Source organism: Achromobacter sp. KK8, from assembly GCF_054188005.1.
This window is the reverse complement of record NZ_CM135178.1, coordinates 5297259-5313914: the sequence shown is the minus strand read 5'-3', so window position 1 is coordinate 5313914 and position 16656 is coordinate 5297259. Positions and strand designations below refer to the sequence as shown.

Below are 16656 nucleotides of genomic sequence, written 5' to 3'. Positions count from 1 at the left end.
GGCGCGCCATGGACAGTCTGGGAGCGTTCTTGCAAGTTCTGCTGGTCGAAGATGACGCCATGCTCGGAGACGCCTTGCGATCCAGCATGGTGGGCGCGGGCCTGCGCGTCGATTGGGTGCGCGACGTGCCCGCCGCCCGGCTGGCGCTGGTCGAGCATGGCTACGGCGCGGTGCTGCTGGATCTGGGCCTGCCGGGCGGCAGCGGGCTGGCGGTGTTGAAACACCTGCGGGCGCGCTACGACGCCACGCCGGTGCTCATCATCACCGCCCGCGACCGCCTCAGCGAGCGGGTGCAGGGCCTGGATGCCGGCGCCGACGACTACATCGTCAAGCCGTTCCAGCTGGACGAACTGCTGGCGCGGCTGCGCGCCGTGGTGCGCCGCAGCAGCAATTCGGTGGTGTCGGTCCTGCGCTGCCGCGACGTGCAGCTGGATCCGGCGCGGCGCGTGGTGACGCGGGCCGGCGCCGAAGTGGTGCTCAGCGCCAGCGAGTACCGCACCCTGCTGGCGCTGATGGAACGCGCCGGCCAGACCGTCAGCCGCGAACAGCTGGAGGCCGCGGTCTACGGCGGCAGCGGCACCATCGAAAGCAATACCGTGGCGGTGTACGTCCACCAGCTCAGGCGCAAGCTCGGCGACGACCTGGTCGCCACCGTGCACGGCCTGGGTTATCGCATCGCCGCGGCGGACGCGGCATGAAGACGCTGCGCAAACGCCTGACCGTCACGCTGCTGCTGACCCTGCTGTTGACCTGGGCGGCGGTGTTCATGTGCCAGCAGCACGCCATGAACGAGGCGCGCACCGGCATCCGCGACCAGTCCCTGGTCGACTCGGCCAACCAGACCATCCTGTCGCTGCGCCGCAGTCTGCTGGAGGAACGGCCCGATGAGCGTTTCAAGCTGCCGCCGTCCAGCCATTTCCGCGGCGAGCGGACCACGGTGCAGATCTGGTCCAAGGGCGACCGGCGCCTGGCCCTGCGTTCGCCCGAGGCGCCGGACCAGCCGCTGAACCCGGACTTCGAAGACGGCTTTCGCGACAGCGTGATCGGCGACGACACCTGGCGCGTGTACTCGCTCAGCGACGCTTCCGGCCAGGTGCAGGTGCAGCTGGCGCGCGCCGACAGCGACCGGCGCGCCGAAGCCGTGGCCGCCTTCAAGCGCGGCCTGGTCATCGTGTCGGCGTTGTTCCTGCTGCTGGCGGCATCAACCTGGATCGTGGTGCGGCTGGCGTTCCGTCCGGTCGATCGCGCCGGTGACGCGATCCAGCGGCGCACGCCATTCGACCTGGCACCGTTGCCGCTGGACCGCCTGCCGGGGGAATTGCATCCCTTCGTGCGCTCCATCAATGCCCTGCTGGTCCGGCTTCAGGCCGCCATGGACCACGAGCGCCGCTTCCTGGCCGATGCCGCGCATGAACTGCGCACGCCGCTGGCCGCGCTCAGCGCGCAGACCGAACTGCTGTCGCAGCGCATCGCCGACACGCCGGCCGCCGACGCCGCCGCCCAGTTGCGCGCGGTGGCGCAGCGCACGGCGCGCCTGGCCGAACAATTGCTGGACCAGGCGCGCATGGACGCGGTCAGTGAAACCGGCGCCGATCTCGACACCGTGTCGCTGGACGCGCTGGTGGTCCTGCTGGTGCGCGACGGCGAGGCGGCCGCGGCGCGCAAGCGCCAACGCATCCAGCTGGACGTCCAGGCCTGCGAGGTGCGCGGCGGCATGGATACGCTGGGCGTGCTGGTGCGCAACCTGCTCGACAACGCCCTGCGCTACACCCCCGAGGGCGGCCAGATCGCCGTGGCCTGCGGGCCGCACGAGCGGGGCGGGGCCTGGCTGCGGGTGGCCGACGATGGCCCCGGCATCGCGCCGGCCGAACGCGCGCGGGTGTTCGACCGCTTCTATCGCGCCCCGGGCGCCAACGGCGGCGGCAGCGGCATCGGCCTGTCGCTGGTGGCGCAGATCGCGGCGCGCCATGGGGCGGCGGTGGCGTTTGTCCCTGGCCTGAATGCGCGGGGCGTGGGACTGTTGGTGACATTTCCCGGCAACCACGCGCCGGCCTGAAAGCGGGCCGCAATGCGCCGCGAGGGAACTGTGCCGGCCGCGTTGTTACTTACCGGGATGCGGGCAGCTCCCTGCCCGTGGTCAATGATGCGCGGAGGAGTCCCATGAACGACATTGCGGCTTTGCGGTCAGGCGCGAATTTCCTGCAACATGAAGTTGGGGAATTGCAGCAAGATCATGCCAGGACGGCCAATAATTACTCTCGGCTGGCGCAACTGCTGGACGGCCTCGCGGTCTCCAAGCAGGAGCACCGGGCCAATCTTGAGGCGCAATATCCCACGGCGTTCCAGCCCGATGCCAGGAACGGCGAGGCGGTTGCCAGGGGCGCCGACGAAATCCTGCAGCAGCAGCGATTGGTCCATGAATGCCTGTCCCTGGTGGGCGCGTTGAGCGAAGATGAACAGATGCACGGCGAACGGCTCAATCGCGTCAGCGAGCGCCTGCACGACGCCTTGGCGCTGGTCCGGCATGGCCATACGCCCTCTGTCGAGGATGCGACCCGGCTGCGCAGCCATCTGCAGGAAGTGCGCGACGACGTGTCCGCCATGGCCGACCGTCACCAGGTGATGCTCCAGGCCAACGTGGCGTTGATGGATATGATCGGCCAGTTGAAGGCCGAGGCGCCGAACGTGCCGCCGCCGGTGCGGGATCCCCGGCAGGCCCTGGACAACATGCGGGCGGAAGGGGATATCCAGATTCCCCAGGGCGGTGTGGCGGCGGTGTCCACGTCGACGTTCACCGTACCCACGTCGTTCGCGGTGAGCAGCCGCATCGCGGAGGGATTGCAACCTGGCAGCTCGCTGGGTTCGCGCGCCATCGTCAGTGCCGACGAGTCGAGCAGCCAGGTCGTCTGCAACAACCTGGTGCGTATTTCGGCGCAGGACCTCGAGAACCCCGCCCGCCTTGAGCGGATCGTTCACACGCTAACCCACAATCCCGCCCGGGGTTGCTTTTCGGTCGCAGCGGAACGGCAGGGGGAGTTGACCGCGCCCTCCGCGCAGACATTGTCGGGTCGCATGTTCAACACCGCGATCCTCGTCATCGATCCGAAGAGGCTCGGCCAACAGGATCAGGAGGGCCTCGGCGGCCTGCTGTTCGAGCCGACGGTCAGCACCGAATGCTCCGTGGCCTCGGTCGGCCAGGACGCGATCATTGCCGCGATCGTGCCACAGCGCACGGGCGGCCACGCGGGCGTTCCCACCCTGCAGGTGGGTGACACCACCGCCAATTTCGAAATGCGCGTTGGCGGCGGCAGCACCGCATTCCAGAACTTGACCATGCCTGATTACGCCCAGGGCTTGACCGATTTGCTGCGCGCCAACCCGGACCGGACGATGCTGATCCATCTGACACGGTTCAAGTAAGCGCGGGTATCAGTCCTCCCTGCCGCGTGCGGCGCGGCAGGGGAGGACGCGAGAGGGTCGCGGGGTGGACAGCCTTACTGATCCAGCTGGATCCTGGCGTCGGCCGCCACGTTCTTCCACTTCTTCACGTCGCTGGCGATCACGTTCTTGAACGCGTCGGACGTGCCGGCCACCACCGTGCCGCCCAGGCTGGCCAGCTTGGCCTTGACCTCAGGATTGTTCAGCGCCTTGACCGAGGCGTCGTGCAGCTTCTGCGTCACGTCGGCCGGCAGGCCCTTGGGCGCCAGCAGGCCGTTCCAGGCGTTGGCCTCGTAGCGCGGCAGGCCGGCTTCCTTGAAGGTCGGCGTGTCGGGCAGTTCCGGCGAACGGGCGTCGGCGGCGATGGCGATGGGACGGATCTGGCCGCCCTTGATGTACGGAAGCGAGGCCGGCACCGGCTCCCAGATCATCGACACCTGGCCGCTGATGACGTCGGTGAAGGCCGGGCCCGCGCCGCGGTAGGCGATGTGCATGAGCTTGGCGCCGGTCATCGACTTCATCAGCTCCATCGCCAGGTTGCCCAGGCCGCCCGCGCCCGACGAGGCGTAGGTGTACTTGTCCGGGTTGGCCTTGGCGGCGGCGATCAGGCCGTTCAGGTCGGCGGCGGGAAAGTCCTTGGTCACGCTCAGCACGCCGGGAACGGTCACCAGTTGCGTGATGGCGGTGAAGTCCTGCGCCGCGTCGTAGGTCAGGTTCTTGTAGACCGCCGGATTGGTGCCGTGGGTGCTGGACGAGGCCAGCAGCAGTACGTAGCCGTCGGGCGCCGCGTCGGCCACGAAGCGCGTGCCGATCGAGCCGCCCGCGCCGGCCTTGTTCTCGACCACCACGGTGGCGCCCAGTTCGGTGCCCAGCTGCGCCGCAAATACGCGGCCGATGATGTCGGCGGTGCCGCCGGGGGCGAACGGCACGATCAGGCGCACGGGCTTGTTGGGGTAGTCGGCCTGCTGCGCCGAGGCCGGGCCGGCGATCAGCGAGGCGCCGCTCAGCAACGCCACGGCGATTGCGGTTTTGGTCAGTTTCATGGTGTCTCCAGGCGAAGGTTAGTCGAGGCCGTTGAGCCAGTCGACGATGAGTTCGGCGATGCGGTCGCTGTTGCGGTCCAGCATGCAGAAATGGGAATTGCCGGCGATGCCGGCGGCGGGCAGGTCCAGCACGTCGGCGCGGCGGCCGGCCCGCCGCAGGGCGTCCCAGTAGGCGTCGGTCTGGGCGCGGTAGCGCTGCCAGGTGTCGTGGTGGTCGAAGTGGTCGCCCCACACCAGCAGTTGCGGGGGCAGGGAGCCGTCGACGCGTTCGGGCGTGCCGGTCGGTTCCACCGCCACTACCGCGCGGATCGGGCCGGGGCATTCGCGCGCCAGTTGCGTGGCGTAGCCGCCGCCCTGGCTGTGGCCGATGACGATGCAGGGGCCGGCCAGGTCGAGCAGTTCGCGATAGGCGTCCAGCGCCATGGCGTCATGCGCCAGCCAGCGCGGCACGAACTGCTTGGCGAAGGTGTCGAAGGCGTCGGCCGGGAATTGCTGCCCCGGATGGGCGCGACGCGGCTGGCCGCGGGGCGCGTAGCCGTTGGCCGGGCCGATGCGGAACAGGTGCCAGGCTTCCTCCTTGGAACGGAAGATCGGCGCCGCGTCGTAGATCTGCGGGTACATCGCCCAGGAAGCGCGGCCGCGCTCGGGCGCGTCGGCCACGAACACGTCATAGCCGGATTGCAGCAGCCGCCAGAGCCAGCCCTGGCGGCCGTCGGGAGTGCTTTCCCACTGCGCGCCGCTCATGCCGCCGCCGTGCCACAGCAGCACCGGATGCGGATGGCGCGGCTCGGCCAGGCGGTATTCCTGCACGTACAACTGGCCGGCGCAGTAGCTGCCGTTCATGTCGATGGCGCGCGCGGCGCCGTTGCCCACCACCTGCCTGCGCAGCACCGGCAGCCCGCTGGCCACGGCCTCGCGGCCGCCCAGGAAGTGGCTGCGCAGGGATTTCAGCAAAACGGGGGAGTCGGGCATCGGCATCTCCAGGGGATGCCGTAATACTAGTTGTAACAAACGCTGGGTTTGTGCAGAATGTGCAGCGCTTGTGCCGATACGGCACAACCCCACGACAGGACAACGGAGACGAAATGGACATCAAGTGGCTGGAGGACTTCGTGGCGTTGTCGAAGTCGCGCAACCTGTTCCAGGCGGCCGAGGCGCGCAACGTCACGCATCCGGCCTTCGGGCGCCGGATCAAGGCGCTGGAGGACTGGGCCGGCGTGCCGCTGGTCGAGCGCGGCCACCAGGTGTCGACGCTGAACGCGGCCGGGCGCAGCATGCTGGCGGCCGCCATCGACGTGCTGGACATCCTGCGCGAGACGCGCCAGGGCCTGCAGAAGCCCGAGCTGGAACGCAGCCGCCGCATCGCCATCGCCTCGGGCAAGACGCTGGCGCATTCGGTGCTGCCGGGGCTGATGGCCAAGGTGCAGCAGGGCATGCAGCCGTTCCAGTTGAAGGTGGTGACCACCACGCTCAACTACGGCATCGACATGCTGGCCGACGGCGAGGTCGACTTCCTGCTGTGCCACGCGCACGAGCCGCTGTACGCGCAGATCGACAATCCCGACTACCGCTGCCGCCGGGTTGGCGCCGACAAGCTGGTGGCCGTCAGCGCGCCGCTGGCGCCGGGCAGCCGCCATCCGCGCCACGCCGTGCCCAAGCTGGCCTCGGATCCGGCGGTGCCGTTCCTGGCGTACGCCGACAGCATGTCGCTGGGCCGCATCCTGCGCGACCGCCTGCGCGGCCTGTGCGTGCCGGCGCGGTTGCAGACCATGTACGAGTCGGACCTGGCGGACGCGCTGCATGCCATGGCGCGGCAGGGCTTCGGCCTGGCGTGGCTGCCCCACACGCTGGTCGAGTCCGACCTGCGCGCCGGCGTCCTGGCGCGGGCCGACAGCGCGCGCAACGACATCCACATGGAGATCCGGCTGTACCAGTCGGTGGCCAACGCCAAGCCGCTGGCGCGGCAGGTGTGGAGCCGGATCGAGGCGTACGCGGCGCGCTAGGGTGGAGGGCGGCGCCAGCCGGCACCGTTTTTCCGGCGCCGCGCGACAAACAAGGACAAAAGATGCCGGCGGCGCCCGGCAGGCATAAAATGGCGGATTATTCCGCTTCCCGACCACAGGATCCCGCGCCATGAACGCACGCATCCCCGACGACGCACTACCTCCTACCCTCGATCCGAAGGCTCTGCAGGCTTTTGTGGACGACAAATGGGACAACGAGATCATCCCCGCGCTGACCGACTACATCGCCATTCCGGCCAAGAGCCCGGCGTTCGACGCCGACTGGGAAAAGAACGCGTTCATCGAGCGCGTGGTGCGCGACGCGGCGCAGTGGGTCGAAGCCCAGAAGGTCTCGGGCCTGAAGCTGGAAGTGGTGCGCCTGCCGGGCCGCACGCCGGTGATCTTCTTCGACGCGCCCGCTACCCGCAGCGATAACGGCGACACCGTGTTGCTGTACGGCCACCTGGACAAGCAGCCGGAATTCTCCGGCTGGCGCGCCGGCCTGGGTCCCTGGACCCCAAAGTACGAAGACGGCAAGCTCTACGGCCGCGGCGGCGCCGACGACGGCTACGCCGTGTACGCCTCGCTCACCGCCATCATGGCGCTGGACAAGCAGGGCATCCCGCGCCCGCGCTGCGTCGGCATCGTCGAGACCTGTGAGGAATCCGGCAGCTACGACCTGCTGCCCTACGTCGACGCGCTGCGCGACCGCCTGGGCAACGTGGCCCTGGTGGTGTGCCTGGATTCGGGCGCCGGCAACTACGACCAGCTGTGGATGACCACCTCGCTGCGCGGCATGGTCTCGGGCACGCTGGAAGTGCAGGTGCTGGACGAAGGCGTGCACTCGGGCGATTCCAGCGGCGTGGTGCCGTCGTCGTTCCGCATCCTGCGCCACCTGCTGGACCGCCTGGAAGACAGCGCCACCGGCCGCCTGCTGCCGCAAAGCCTGCATTGCGAGATTCCCGCCGACCGCATCGAACAGGTGCACGCCACCGCCCGCATCCTGGGCGACGAAGTCTGGCGCCGCTTCCCCTGGAGCTGCGGCGCCGACGGCGGCTTCGTGCTGCCCATGACCACCGAGCCGGAACAGGCGCTGTTGAACCGCACCTGGCGTCCGACCCTGTCGGTGACCGGCGCCGAAGGCCTGCCGCCGCTGTCCAGCGCCGGCAACGTGCTGCGTCCGCGCACCGCCTTCAAGCTGTCGCTGCGCCTGCCGCCGCTGGTCGACGCCATTGCCGCCTCGGAGGAGATCAAGGCCTTGCTGGAAGCCGACGCGCCCTACAACGCCAAGGTCATCTTCAAGGCCAACGAGGGCGCCGCCACCGGCTGGAACGCGCCGGCCTCGGCGCCGTGGCTGACCCAGGCGCTGGATGCCGCCTCGCAGCAGTACTATGGCGCTCCCTGCGGCTACATCGGCCAGGGCGGCACCATTCCGCTGATGAGCATGCTGCAGAAGGGCTTCCCCAAGGCGCAGTTCATGGTCTGCGGCGTGCTGGGCCCCAAGTCCAACGCCCACGGCCCGAATGAATTCCTGCACGTGCCCTACGGCAAGAAGCTGACCGCAGCGGTCGCGCAGACCATGGCGGCGATGCCGGCGGCCTGATCGGCGTTGGCGGAGGAAAGAAAGCCCGGCCTGGCCGGGCTTTTTTCATGGCGCCACGCTAGCGCGGCCCTTCCGCGCGGCGCCACGGGCGCCGGCAATGTCGGACGGACGGCGAATGGCGAGCGCGACCGTCAACGGCGCCCCGGCCGCCGCCGTCACAGCGTCCGCACCAGCGCCATCGCCCCGAACAGCGCCGCCAGCCCCAGGCCGAGCGACAGGCCGGCGTACAGCAGCGCCAGGCCGGTGCGGCCCTGTTCCACATGCAGCGCCGTTTCCAGCGCGAAGGTCGAGAAGGTGGTGAAGCCGCCGACGATGCCGGTGGTCAGGAACAGCCGGGTCGGTTGCGACACCGAGAACTTCAGCGCCAGCAGTTCGGTGATCAGCCCCATGACGAAGCAGCCGATGACGTTGGTGGCCAGGGTGGCGTAGGGGAAGGCAATCCAGCCCAGGCGCAACGCGGCCAGGCTCATGCCGTAGCGGGCGGCCGAGCCGAGGCCGCCACCGATGAAAACCAGCAATAGATTCAAGATTTCTCTCCAGGTGAAACGATGGAGAGCAACAGCCTGGGGCTTGTCCACGGGCCGCGCCGGTTGAAGGCGCGGGCGGCCAGCGACGAGGTCGCGGCCCGAAAAACAAGAAACCCGCCGCGGCGGGTTTTGTCTGGACGGCACCCGCTGCGGGCATGTTGCCCGGTCAGCAGGAGCCATCAGCCGAGGGATCGGCGGTTTTGGGAAGCTCCATTCCCATTGCGATCGATTGTATCCCAGGCGTGGCGGCAGGGCGTTGGCCCACGATGAACCCGGTCGCGGCGCCTCCCACCTGGTCGCCTATACTCGCGTTTTGCCAGGACTGCCCGCCATGATTTCCACTTCCGACGCCTACGCCAACGTGGTTGCCGAAACCCGCCATTGGCTCACCCAGGCCGTGATCGGCCTGAATCTCTGTCCGTTCGCCAAAGCGGTCCAGGTCAAGGACCAGATCCGCTTTGCCGTCAGCGATGCCACCGACGCCGAAGGCGTCCTGACCGACCTGCAGGACGAACTGGCCCTGCTGGCCGAGGCCGATCCGGAGAAGATCGACACCACGCTGCTGATCATTCCCGACGCGCTCGACGATTTCCTGGAGTTCAACGACTTCGAAGACCTGTCGGACCGCCTGCTCAAGCGCATGCGCCTGGTGGGGGAGTTGCAGGTGGCCACGTTCCACCCGCAGTTCCAGTTCGCCGACACCCAGCCGGACGATATCGAGAACTACACCAACCGGTCGCCGTATCCCATCCTGCACCTGCTGCGCGAGGACAGCATCGACCGCGCGGTCGAGTCCTTCCCGGACGCCGCCGAGATCTACGAGAAGAACATCGACACGATGCAGCTGCTGGGCCTGGAAGGCTGGAAGCGGTTGATGAGCAAGCCCGCCTGAAGCCGGGCGCGGCCGGCGGCGAAGGCCGTCGGCGCGGTTGTCGCATCTGTCGGGACGCCTCCGCATAAGGGCGCGACCGCGCGGGGCACGGTCGGCCGTGCGAACCTGGGTTCAGCGGGGCAACGAAGCCCCGCCGCAGATGGCGATGTCCTGACCGGTGATGGCGGCCGCCTCGGCGGACAGCAGGAACGCCACCAGGGCCGCGATCTCGCCGGGCTGTATCAGCCTGCCGATCGGGGGCATGCGGGCCGGACTGGCGGCCCGGGCGGGGTCTTCCAGCATGCCCGTCTGCGTGGCGGCCGGGGACACCACGTTCACCGTGACGCCCTGGCCGGCCAGTTCCGCGCCCCAACTGCGCGCCAGCGCCACCAGCGCCGCCTTGGACGCGGCATATTGGCCGCGGCCGGGCATGCCCTGGGCCACGCGGCTGCCGACCAGCACCACGCGGCCGCCGCCTTGCGCGACCATCGCCGGCGCCAGATCGCGGGTCAACCGGACCGCGGCATCGACGTGCAGTTTCCACATTAGTTCGCCATCGGCGGATTCCGATTGCGCCAGCGGCGCCACCCGCAACAGCCCGGCCGCATGCACCAGGGCCGTGGCATTGTCCAGACCCTGCAAGGCCCGATGGGTGGCGGCGTCGTCACACAGGTCGACCGTGACATGCCGGTAGGCGGGATGCCGCGTCACGGCCGGCCCGAGGTCCAGTCCGGTCACGCGCCAGCGGCCATCCAGCAGCCGCTGCACGATCGCCTGGCCGATGCCGCCGGTGGCGCCAGTGACGACCGCGTGGCCTGGGGTGGGATCAGTCGACATGGATGTGGCCTTCTTCGATGATTTTGCGCGAGCGCGCCATATCGTCCTTCTGGAAACGCGTGAACCCGGCCGTGGTGATAGGCGTGATCGTCACGCCCAGCTGTTCGTACTTGGCCGCCATGCCCGAGGACAGGGCCTTGTTGACCTCGGCGTTGAGCTTCTCGACGATCGTCGCGGGGGTGCCGGCCGGCGCCCACAGGCCGTACCAGCTGTAGTACTGGTAGCCGGGCAGCACTTCGCCCACCGTGGGCACGTCGGGCAGGTTGGGCAGGCGCGTTTCCGAGGTGACGGCGAGGATCTTCAGCATGCCGCCCTTGTAGTACGACAGGGCGCCCAGCACCGGGTCGATGAATCCGTCGATGCGCCCGCCCACCAGATCCTGCAGCGCGGGCGAGGTGCCGCGGTACGGGATGACCATGTAGTCCAGGCCGCCCTGGCGCTTGAGCAGTTCGGTGGCCAGGTGACCGGCCGATCCGATCGAGCCGACGGCGAAGGTCAGTTTGCCCGGATTCTGCTTGGCATAGGCCAGCAGGCCGGCCAGGTCGGACACCGGCAGGTCCTTCTTGACCGAGACCGACAGTGGCGCCTTGCCGGCCATGGCGACGGGCACGAAATTCTTGTCGACGTCGAAAGGCACGGACTTCATCGTCATCGGCGCCGTGGTGAAGGTCGAGGCGTTAAAGAGCAGGGTGTAGCCGTCGGCCGGCGACCGGGCCACGACGTCGGCGCCGATGATGCCGTTGCCGCCCGAACGGTTTTCCACCACGAAGCTCTGGCCGGTCTGCTCGCTTAGTTTCTGCGCCACGTCGCGGCCCAGCATGTCGAGCGTGCCGCCCGGCGGGAAGGGGATCACGAACCGCACCTGGCGCGCGGGGTAGGCGGCCTCGGCGTGCGCCGCGGCGGCGCCAAGCGCCGTGCACAGGGCCAGCGCGGCGCGCAACAGAATGGTTTTTCGCATGATGTGTCTCCTCTGGTTTTGGTGTCGTCGCGGCGTGGCCCGGGCTGTCCCGCCCCTGGGCCGCCGCGCGATGCGGCGTCAGCGCGCCAGCAGTTCCGCCTTGGCCAGCGCGGCGCGCAGCGCGTCCATCTCGGCCGCGCCGGGGGCTTCGGTGGGCGGACGCACCGCGGCGCTCTCCAGCACGCCGGCCAGGTACATGCCGGCCTTCATGCGGGCATGCGCTTCGCCAGTGGGTTCGCCGGCGCCGTACACCGCGTCCTTGAGCGGGGTGATCAGCGCCTGCACCGCCTGGGCGCGCTTCAGATCGCCGGCCTTCACCGCCTCCCACAGGTCGATGATGAGCTGCGGGATGAAGGTGGCGAAGCCGACCAGCGCGCCGTCCACGTCCTGCACCATCGAGGCCAGCAGGTATTCGTCGTGGCAGGTGAGAATGGCCTTGGAGGCATCGGCGTCGCGCAGCGCCTGAATGTCGCGGGCATACTTGTTCATGTCGCGCTGGCCGACCTTGAAGGCCTGCACGTAGGGCAGCCGCGCCAGGTCGGCCAGCAGGCTCGACGAATAGGACGCGCGCGTCCACGCCGGATAGACGTGGCAGACCAGGTCGAGATCGGGCGCGGCCTCGTGGATGGCCTGGAAGTACTCCAGCGCGTGGCCGGGCGTGAAGCCGAAACGCAACCAGTGGTGGGGCGGCATCACATCCAGCGCGGCGGCGCCGGCGGCGCGCGCGGCGCGGGCGTGTTCGGCAGCCTCGGCGATGCCTTCGCACACGATCGAGGAAATCACGGGCAGCCTGCCGCGCAGCTCGTCGGCCACGATGCGGGTGACCTGCGCGCGTTCAGCGGGCGTCAGCGAAAACACCTCGCCGGTGTGGCCGTTGGTCATGATGGCGACCACGCCATCGTGGCCCGCCAGCCAGCCGGCCAGGCGGCGCAGCGCGGGCTCGTCGATGCGGCGGTCGGCGGTGAACGGGCAGGCGATCGCGGGGATGATGCCACGGTAATTCGGGATGGAAGGCATGGGTGTTTTCCAGGTCCTGTGGGTGGGGGAATGGCCGCTATGATTGCGGCATCCCCTTTGGGCCGTCCAATACTCGAATTGCATAGAATTATCTATGCTGCGCTGCAAACAATCATGGGACCTGGAAACCGACCTCTGGACATGAATTGGCTGGAGGATTTCCTCGCGCTGGCCGACACCGGAAGTTTCTCGCGCGCGGCGGAAGCGCGCGCCATCGCGCAGCCGGCGTTCAGCCGCCACATCCGCGCGCTGGAGGAATGGGTGGGCGCCGACCTGTGCGACCGCAGCTCGCATCCCACCGAACTGACCGCCGCCGGCCGCCGCTTCCTGCCGCTGCTCAAGCAGGTGCTGGCCGACCTGGAGGCGGCGCGCATCAAGGCGGTCGCGGCCCATGCGCAGGATGCCGCCAGCCTGCGCTTCGCGGCGACCCATCTGCTGTCGCTGACGTTCTTTCCGAAATGGCTGGCCGGCCTGGAAGCGGACATGGAAGTCGGCGCGATCCAGATGATGTCCGACAGCTTCCAGGCCTGCGAAGACCTGATGGCGCAGCGCCGCGTGCAGTTCCTGCTGTGCCACCGGCATCCGCGCGTGGCCAGCCGCCTGGATGAAACCGCCTATCCCATGGTGCGGCTGGGCACCGATACGCTGGTGCCGGTCAGCGCGCCGGGCGGATCGGCCGCGCCGGCGCATCGCCTGGCGGGCGAGGGCGCCGTGGACTTCCTGGCCTATGGGCCGGCCTCGGGCCTGGGGCGCATCGTGGCCAGCCAATTGCGCAAGAAAGACCTCGGCGAGGAACGCATACGCGCCACCTTCGTCGGGCCGCACGCCACGTTGCTGCGGACCATGGCGGTGCAGGGTCGTGGCGTCGCCTGGCTGCCGAACATGCTGGTGCGCGAGGACCTGGCGCAGGGCAGGCTGGTGCGCGCCGGCGGCCAGGAATGGGACATTCCGCTGGAGATCTGCCTGTTCCGCCAGCCGACCGATATGGCCGCGGTGGCCGAGCAACTGTGGCGGCTGGCCGCGGCGCGCGCGGCGGGGCAGGCCGCCGACCCGGGATATCCCTAGATAGCCCCCGCGCCATATTGCATACAAGATACCGTCATTGAGACCCCCCGCCGTTCGGCGGGCGGCCTGTGCTTCCTTCCCCCTTGTTCATCGCATGGCTCGCGCGGCCGCCTGTCGCGCGGTCGTCGTGCGCGCCTGTCTGGAGAGAGCCTTATGCCGTTCACCCGCCGCCACGCCCTGGGCGCGCTTGCCGCGCTGCCGTTGATGCCTCGCCTGGCGCATGCCCAGGCCCAGGCCAATTTCCCCACTCGGCCCGTGCGCCTGCTGGTCGGCTTCGCGCCCGGCGGCCTGACCGACATCGCCGCGCGCGCGCTGGCCGAACGCATGGGCAAGGTCCTGAAGGGCAGCGTGGTGGTCGAGAACCGGCCGGGCGGCCAGGCCATCATCGCCACGGTGGCGGTGGCGCGGGCCGAGCCAGATGGCTACACGCTGGGCTTTGCCGGCACCAACGGCATGATCCTGAACCCCTTGCTCTACAACAACCTGCCGTACCAGCAGTCGGACTTCAAGCAGCTGGGTTCGATGGGCAAGTCGCCGATGCTGCTGATCGTGCATCCGGCGCTGGGCGTCAAGAACGTGCAGGAATTCATCGCGCTGGCCAAGAAGAAGCCGGGCGACATCACTTGCGCCCATGCCGGGCGCGGCGTCATCAACCACCTGGCGCTGCTGCATTTCCAGTCCAAGACCGGCACCCAGTTCCAGGACGTGCCCTACAAGGGCAGCGGCCCGGCGCTGCTGGACCTGATGGCGGGCACGGTGCAGAGCACCTTCGATTTCCCGACGTCGGCGCTGCCTAACATCCAGTCGGGCAAGCTGCAGGTGCTGGCGGTGACGGCCGACAAGCGCCTGTCGAGCCTGCCGGACGTGCCGACCATGAAGGAGGCCGGCGTCGACGGCTTTGAACTCTATACCCGCATGATGATCTCGGGGCCGGCGGCGATGCCGGCGGAGGTGGTCAGGACGCTGGAGCATGCGGTGCGCGAAGGCACGCGCGATCCCAGCCTGGTCAAGCAGTTCGCCGAGCAGGGCGTGACCGTGGAGTTCACCTCGTCGGCCGACCTGGACCGCGTCATCGCCGAGGAATCCGCCATGTGGGCCGGCGTGATCCGCGCCAACAACGTGCCCAAGACCGACCTGAAAGGCTGAGGAAGCGCCATGACCGAGCAAGCCCGCATCACCGTCAGCCCCGAAACGGCGCTGATCGACGTGCCGCGCCAGATCCGCATCGACGGCTTTCCCGCCTACGCCTTCGTCACCGTCACGGCCCGCATGCGGATGAGCGGCGTGCCGTGGCGTTCGCAGGCGGTGTTCATGGCCGGCCACGACGGCAGCCTGGACCTGGCGCGCGATTGCCCCGTGTCCGGCAGCTATGCCGAGCCGTCCGCCATGGGGCTGGTGTGGTCGATGACCTGCGAGGAGATGGACCGGGTGGTGTTTCCGCCCGATCGCACCGAGCCGCTGGCGATCGACCTGCACGCCACCGACGGCCGGCATGAGGCCACCGCGCGGCTGGTGCAGACCTTCGTGGCCGAGGGCGTCACGCACCGCGCCGTGCGCGAACAGGTCGGCGGCATGACGCTGTCGGGCGAACTCTACACGCCCGCCGGCCCCGGCCCGCACCCGCTGGTGATCTACATGAACGGCTCGTCCGGCGGCGTCAACGCGCCGCGCGCGGCGCTGTTCGCGGCCCGCGGCTACCAGTGCCTGGCGCTGGCCATTTTCAACTACGACGGCCGGCCCAAGTACCTGAACGACATGCCGCTGGAGTATTTCGAGCAGGCGCTGCGCTGGGCCCGCGCCGAACTCAAGCCGCGCGACGGCTTCGTGGCGCTGTCGGGCATCAGCCGCGGCGGCGAGACCTCATTGCTGGTGGCGTCGCACTATCCCGACCTGGTGAGCGCGGTGGTGGCCTACGTGCCGTCGCCCGTGACGCACGGCGTGGTCAGCGCGGGCGAGCCGGGCACCGGACGCAATGCGCAGGTCTGGCGCAAGGGCGGCGAGCCCTTGCCGCACCTGTGGCAGGACAACGCCAGCGCCGATTGGGAGGCGGCCTACGCCTCGGACCCGCCGTACCGGCAGACCCATGCGTTCCTGAGCGCCAGCCGCGATGCCGCGGCGTTCGAGCGCGCCCGCATTCCGGTTGAATGCTATCCGGGCCCGGTCCTGCTGGTGAGCGCGTCGGATGACGGCTTCTGGCCCAGCACCGCATATTCCGAGATCGTCATGCGCCAGCGCGAGGCGCACGGGCTGCCCACGTCGCATTATGTGTGCAAGGGGGCGGGGCATCACGTGCACTATCCGTGCCTGCCGGCCACGCTGATCAGCAAGCCGCACGCCATGTCGGGCCTGTTGCTGGACGCGGGCGGCACGCCGCCGGCCAACGCGGCCGGCAACGAGGGGTCCTATCGCGCGGTGCTGGAATTCCTGGCGCGCGCGGCCGGGCAAGGCCAGTAATGCACACGGCCCCGACCGGCGAGGCCGGCGGGGCCGTGGGGGCGCGGGTTGGCGCGTGCGCCGGCCCGCGGGCGTTCCGGAAGATCACGCCTCGGCGGCTTCCTCGGCCGCGACCACCGGCTGCACCTGATCGATCAGGCTGGGCCAGGTGTTGATCGACAGCAGGTGGCAATAGACCAGCGGCAGCCAGCCATTGGCGCGCCAGCGCAGGAATTCCGCTTCCGGCAGCTTGTTGAACCTGGCTTCGTCGATCACCTTGAAGCCGGACATGGCCAGGCGCTGGCCGTCGGCCAGGGTGATGTCGGCGCGGTTTTCGACCAGCAGGTCGGCGTCGGCCAGGGCGCGCGCGAATTCCAGCGTGTAGGCGTGCTGGTTCTGGTAGTCGCGGCAGAATTCCAGGGCGCTGCGGGCCAGCGCGGTCGGCTCGCCGGCCTCGTCGAAGAACGGGTTGTCACGGCCCTCGACCACCGCGGCGGCCTTCTCGTCGATACACAGCGTGTACTGGCTGCGGTCTTCGTTCTCCATGAAGATGAAGGGATAGCGGCGCACGTAGGCCGGGATGTAGGTGCCGGGGCGCCATTGGCCCTGCGCGTCGACGAACAGGTTTTCCTGGCCGCGCACGCCCAGCACGGCGACCGGCGTGGGCTGCTCGCCATCGGTGAAGACGATGGGGAAGTGGCGGCACGCGGTCGGCAGCTCGGTGGCCACCAGCGGCACGGCGTTGGTCTTGGCGGCGTAGGCGAAGCCGGTATTGCCGGCCAGCGACAGGTTGGCGTGCACGCCGGCGGCGAGCGGACGGGGTTGTTCGTAGAACAGGGGAAGCGAAGTCTGCGTGGTCAT

At 69.2% G+C, this 16656-nt stretch carries 16 protein-coding genes and 1 riboswitch; of the genes, 9 read left to right on the top strand and 7 right to left on the bottom strand.

The window, feature by feature from the left end; translation table 11 throughout:
* The first annotated feature begins 29 nt into the window (after positions 1-29).
* The 3 genes from ACVN9Z_RS24515 (at position 30) to ACVN9Z_RS24505 (ending at position 3420) form a co-directional block, all read left to right on the top strand.
* The gene (locus ACVN9Z_RS24515; RefSeq protein WP_006385125.1) at positions 30-698 is read left to right on the top strand and encodes a response regulator transcription factor; all 669 of its coding nucleotides are present in this window, start codon (positions 30-32) and stop codon (positions 696-698) included.
* On the top strand, positions 695-2056 hold the full coding sequence (locus ACVN9Z_RS24510) for an ATP-binding protein (RefSeq protein WP_054471822.1): 1362 nt from the start codon (positions 695-697) through the stop codon (positions 2054-2056). The genes ACVN9Z_RS24515 and ACVN9Z_RS24510 overlap by 4 nt, the downstream gene beginning before the upstream one ends.
* Positions 2057-2160: 104 nt before the next feature.
* Complete coding sequence (locus ACVN9Z_RS24505) at positions 2161-3420, top strand: hypothetical protein (RefSeq protein WP_070668523.1); 1260 nt, start codon at positions 2161-2163, stop codon at positions 3418-3420.
* 74 nt (positions 3421-3494) lie between these two features.
* Here ACVN9Z_RS24505 and ACVN9Z_RS24500 read toward each other — a convergent pair whose 3' ends face one another.
* Complete coding sequence (locus ACVN9Z_RS24500) at positions 3495-4481, bottom strand: Bug family tripartite tricarboxylate transporter substrate binding protein (RefSeq protein ID WP_024069359.1); 987 nt, start codon at positions 4479-4481, stop codon at positions 3495-3497.
* Between the two features lie 18 nt (positions 4482-4499).
* Positions 4500-5453 (bottom strand): alpha/beta fold hydrolase, encoded by a 954-nt coding sequence (locus ACVN9Z_RS24495; RefSeq protein ID WP_107315652.1) that lies wholly within the window; start codon positions 5451-5453, stop codon positions 4500-4502.
* A gap of 113 nt (positions 5454-5566) precedes the next feature.
* Between ACVN9Z_RS24495 and ACVN9Z_RS24490 the strand changes: the two genes are divergently transcribed.
* Positions 5567-6484, top strand: coding sequence for a LysR family transcriptional regulator (locus ACVN9Z_RS24490; RefSeq protein WP_020928244.1), 918 nt, complete (start codon positions 5567-5569; stop codon positions 6482-6484).
* 130 nt (positions 6485-6614) lie between these two features.
* Positions 6615-8087: a M20 family metallopeptidase gene (locus ACVN9Z_RS24485; protein ID WP_155866154.1), complete on the top strand. Its 1473-nt coding sequence runs from the start codon at positions 6615-6617 to the stop codon at positions 8085-8087.
* Positions 8088-8242: 155 nt separating this feature from the next.
* Here the strand turns inward: ACVN9Z_RS24485 and crcB are convergent, their stop codons facing one another.
* A complete protein-coding gene (gene crcB / locus ACVN9Z_RS24480) occupies positions 8243-8614 on the bottom strand; it encodes a fluoride efflux transporter CrcB (RefSeq protein ID WP_053499411.1) in 372 nt (123 codons plus the stop codon).
* A 163-nt stretch (positions 8615-8777) separates the two neighbouring features.
* Positions 8778-8841: riboswitch (Fluoride riboswitch) on the bottom strand.
* A gap of 104 nt (positions 8842-8945) precedes the next feature.
* On the opposite strand from crcB, the gene ACVN9Z_RS24475 reads away from it, so the two are divergent.
* Positions 8946-9506: a DUF1415 domain-containing protein gene (locus ACVN9Z_RS24475; RefSeq protein ID WP_458212760.1), complete on the top strand. Its 561-nt coding sequence runs from the start codon at positions 8946-8948 to the stop codon at positions 9504-9506.
* 111 nt (positions 9507-9617) lie between these two features.
* Here ACVN9Z_RS24475 and ACVN9Z_RS24470 read toward each other — a convergent pair whose 3' ends face one another.
* The 3 genes from ACVN9Z_RS24470 to ACVN9Z_RS24460 all read right to left on the bottom strand — a co-directional run bounded on the left by ACVN9Z_RS24470 (position 9618) and on the right by ACVN9Z_RS24460 (position 12297).
* On the bottom strand, positions 9618-10322 hold the full coding sequence (locus tag ACVN9Z_RS24470) for an SDR family NAD(P)-dependent oxidoreductase (protein WP_053501239.1): 705 nt from the start codon (positions 10320-10322) through the stop codon (positions 9618-9620).
* Positions 10312-11280, bottom strand: coding sequence for a Bug family tripartite tricarboxylate transporter substrate binding protein (locus ACVN9Z_RS24465; protein WP_054444097.1), 969 nt, complete (start codon positions 11278-11280; stop codon positions 10312-10314). The genes ACVN9Z_RS24470 and ACVN9Z_RS24465 overlap by 11 nt, the downstream gene beginning before the upstream one ends.
* Positions 11281-11358: 78 nt before the next feature.
* Positions 11359-12297, bottom strand: a complete 939-nt coding sequence (locus ACVN9Z_RS24460) for a dihydrodipicolinate synthase family protein (RefSeq protein ID WP_006386315.1) — start codon at positions 12295-12297, stop codon at positions 11359-11361.
* A 141-nt stretch (positions 12298-12438) separates the two neighbouring features.
* On the opposite strand from ACVN9Z_RS24460, the gene ACVN9Z_RS24455 reads away from it, so the two are divergent.
* The 3 genes from ACVN9Z_RS24455 to ACVN9Z_RS24445 all read left to right on the top strand — a co-directional run bounded on the left by ACVN9Z_RS24455 (position 12439) and on the right by ACVN9Z_RS24445 (position 15816).
* Positions 12439-13362, top strand: a complete 924-nt coding sequence (locus tag ACVN9Z_RS24455; protein WP_024069354.1) for a LysR family transcriptional regulator — start codon at positions 12439-12441, stop codon at positions 13360-13362.
* 153 nt (positions 13363-13515) lie between these two features.
* Positions 13516-14508, top strand: coding sequence for a Bug family tripartite tricarboxylate transporter substrate binding protein (locus ACVN9Z_RS24450; protein WP_070781381.1), 993 nt, complete (start codon positions 13516-13518; stop codon positions 14506-14508).
* Between the two features lie 9 nt (positions 14509-14517).
* Positions 14518-15816, top strand: a complete 1299-nt coding sequence (locus ACVN9Z_RS24445; RefSeq protein WP_054506264.1) for an alpha/beta fold hydrolase — start codon at positions 14518-14520, stop codon at positions 15814-15816.
* Between the two features lie 84 nt (positions 15817-15900).
* Here ACVN9Z_RS24445 and ACVN9Z_RS24440 read toward each other — a convergent pair whose 3' ends face one another.
* Positions 15901-16656: a SapC family protein gene (locus tag ACVN9Z_RS24440; protein ID WP_006386319.1), complete on the bottom strand. Its 756-nt coding sequence runs from the start codon at positions 16654-16656 to the stop codon at positions 15901-15903.

Coding starts and splice junctions, on each gene's coding strand:
- ACVN9Z_RS24490 (WP_020928244.1), top strand. CDS start 5,567: ATGGACATCAAGTGGCTGGAGGACTTCGTGGCGTTGTCGAAGTCGCGC.
- ACVN9Z_RS24485 (WP_155866154.1), top strand. CDS start 6,615: ATGAACGCACGCATCCCCGACGACGCACTACCTCCTACCCTCGATCCG.
- ACVN9Z_RS24450 (WP_070781381.1), top strand. CDS start 13,516: ATGCCGTTCACCCGCCGCCACGCCCTGGGCGCGCTTGCCGCGCTGCCG.
- ACVN9Z_RS24505 (WP_070668523.1), top strand. CDS start 2,161: ATGAACGACATTGCGGCTTTGCGGTCAGGCGCGAATTTCCTGCAACAT.
- ACVN9Z_RS24495 (WP_107315652.1), bottom strand. CDS start 5,453: ATGCCCGACTCCCCCGTTTTGCTGAAATCCCTGCGCAGCCACTTCCTG.
- ACVN9Z_RS24470 (WP_053501239.1), bottom strand. CDS start 10,322: ATGTCGACTGATCCCACCCCAGGCCACGCGGTCGTCACTGGCGCCACC.
- ACVN9Z_RS24475 (WP_458212760.1), top strand. CDS start 8,946: ATGATTTCCACTTCCGACGCCTACGCCAACGTGGTTGCCGAAACCCGC.
- ACVN9Z_RS24455 (WP_024069354.1), top strand. CDS start 12,439: ATGAATTGGCTGGAGGATTTCCTCGCGCTGGCCGACACCGGAAGTTTC.
- ACVN9Z_RS24440 (WP_006386319.1), bottom strand. CDS start 16,656: ATGACCACGCAGACTTCGCTTCCCCTGTTCTACGAACAACCCCGTCCG.
- ACVN9Z_RS24445 (WP_054506264.1), top strand. CDS start 14,518: ATGACCGAGCAAGCCCGCATCACCGTCAGCCCCGAAACGGCGCTGATC.
- ACVN9Z_RS24500 (WP_024069359.1), bottom strand. CDS start 4,481: ATGAAACTGACCAAAACCGCAATCGCCGTGGCGTTGCTGAGCGGCGCC.
- ACVN9Z_RS24510 (WP_054471822.1), top strand. CDS start 695: ATGAAGACGCTGCGCAAACGCCTGACCGTCACGCTGCTGCTGACCCTG.
- ACVN9Z_RS24460 (WP_006386315.1), bottom strand. CDS start 12,297: ATGCCTTCCATCCCGAATTACCGTGGCATCATCCCCGCGATCGCCTGC.
- ACVN9Z_RS24465 (WP_054444097.1), bottom strand. CDS start 11,280: ATGCGAAAAACCATTCTGTTGCGCGCCGCGCTGGCCCTGTGCACGGCG.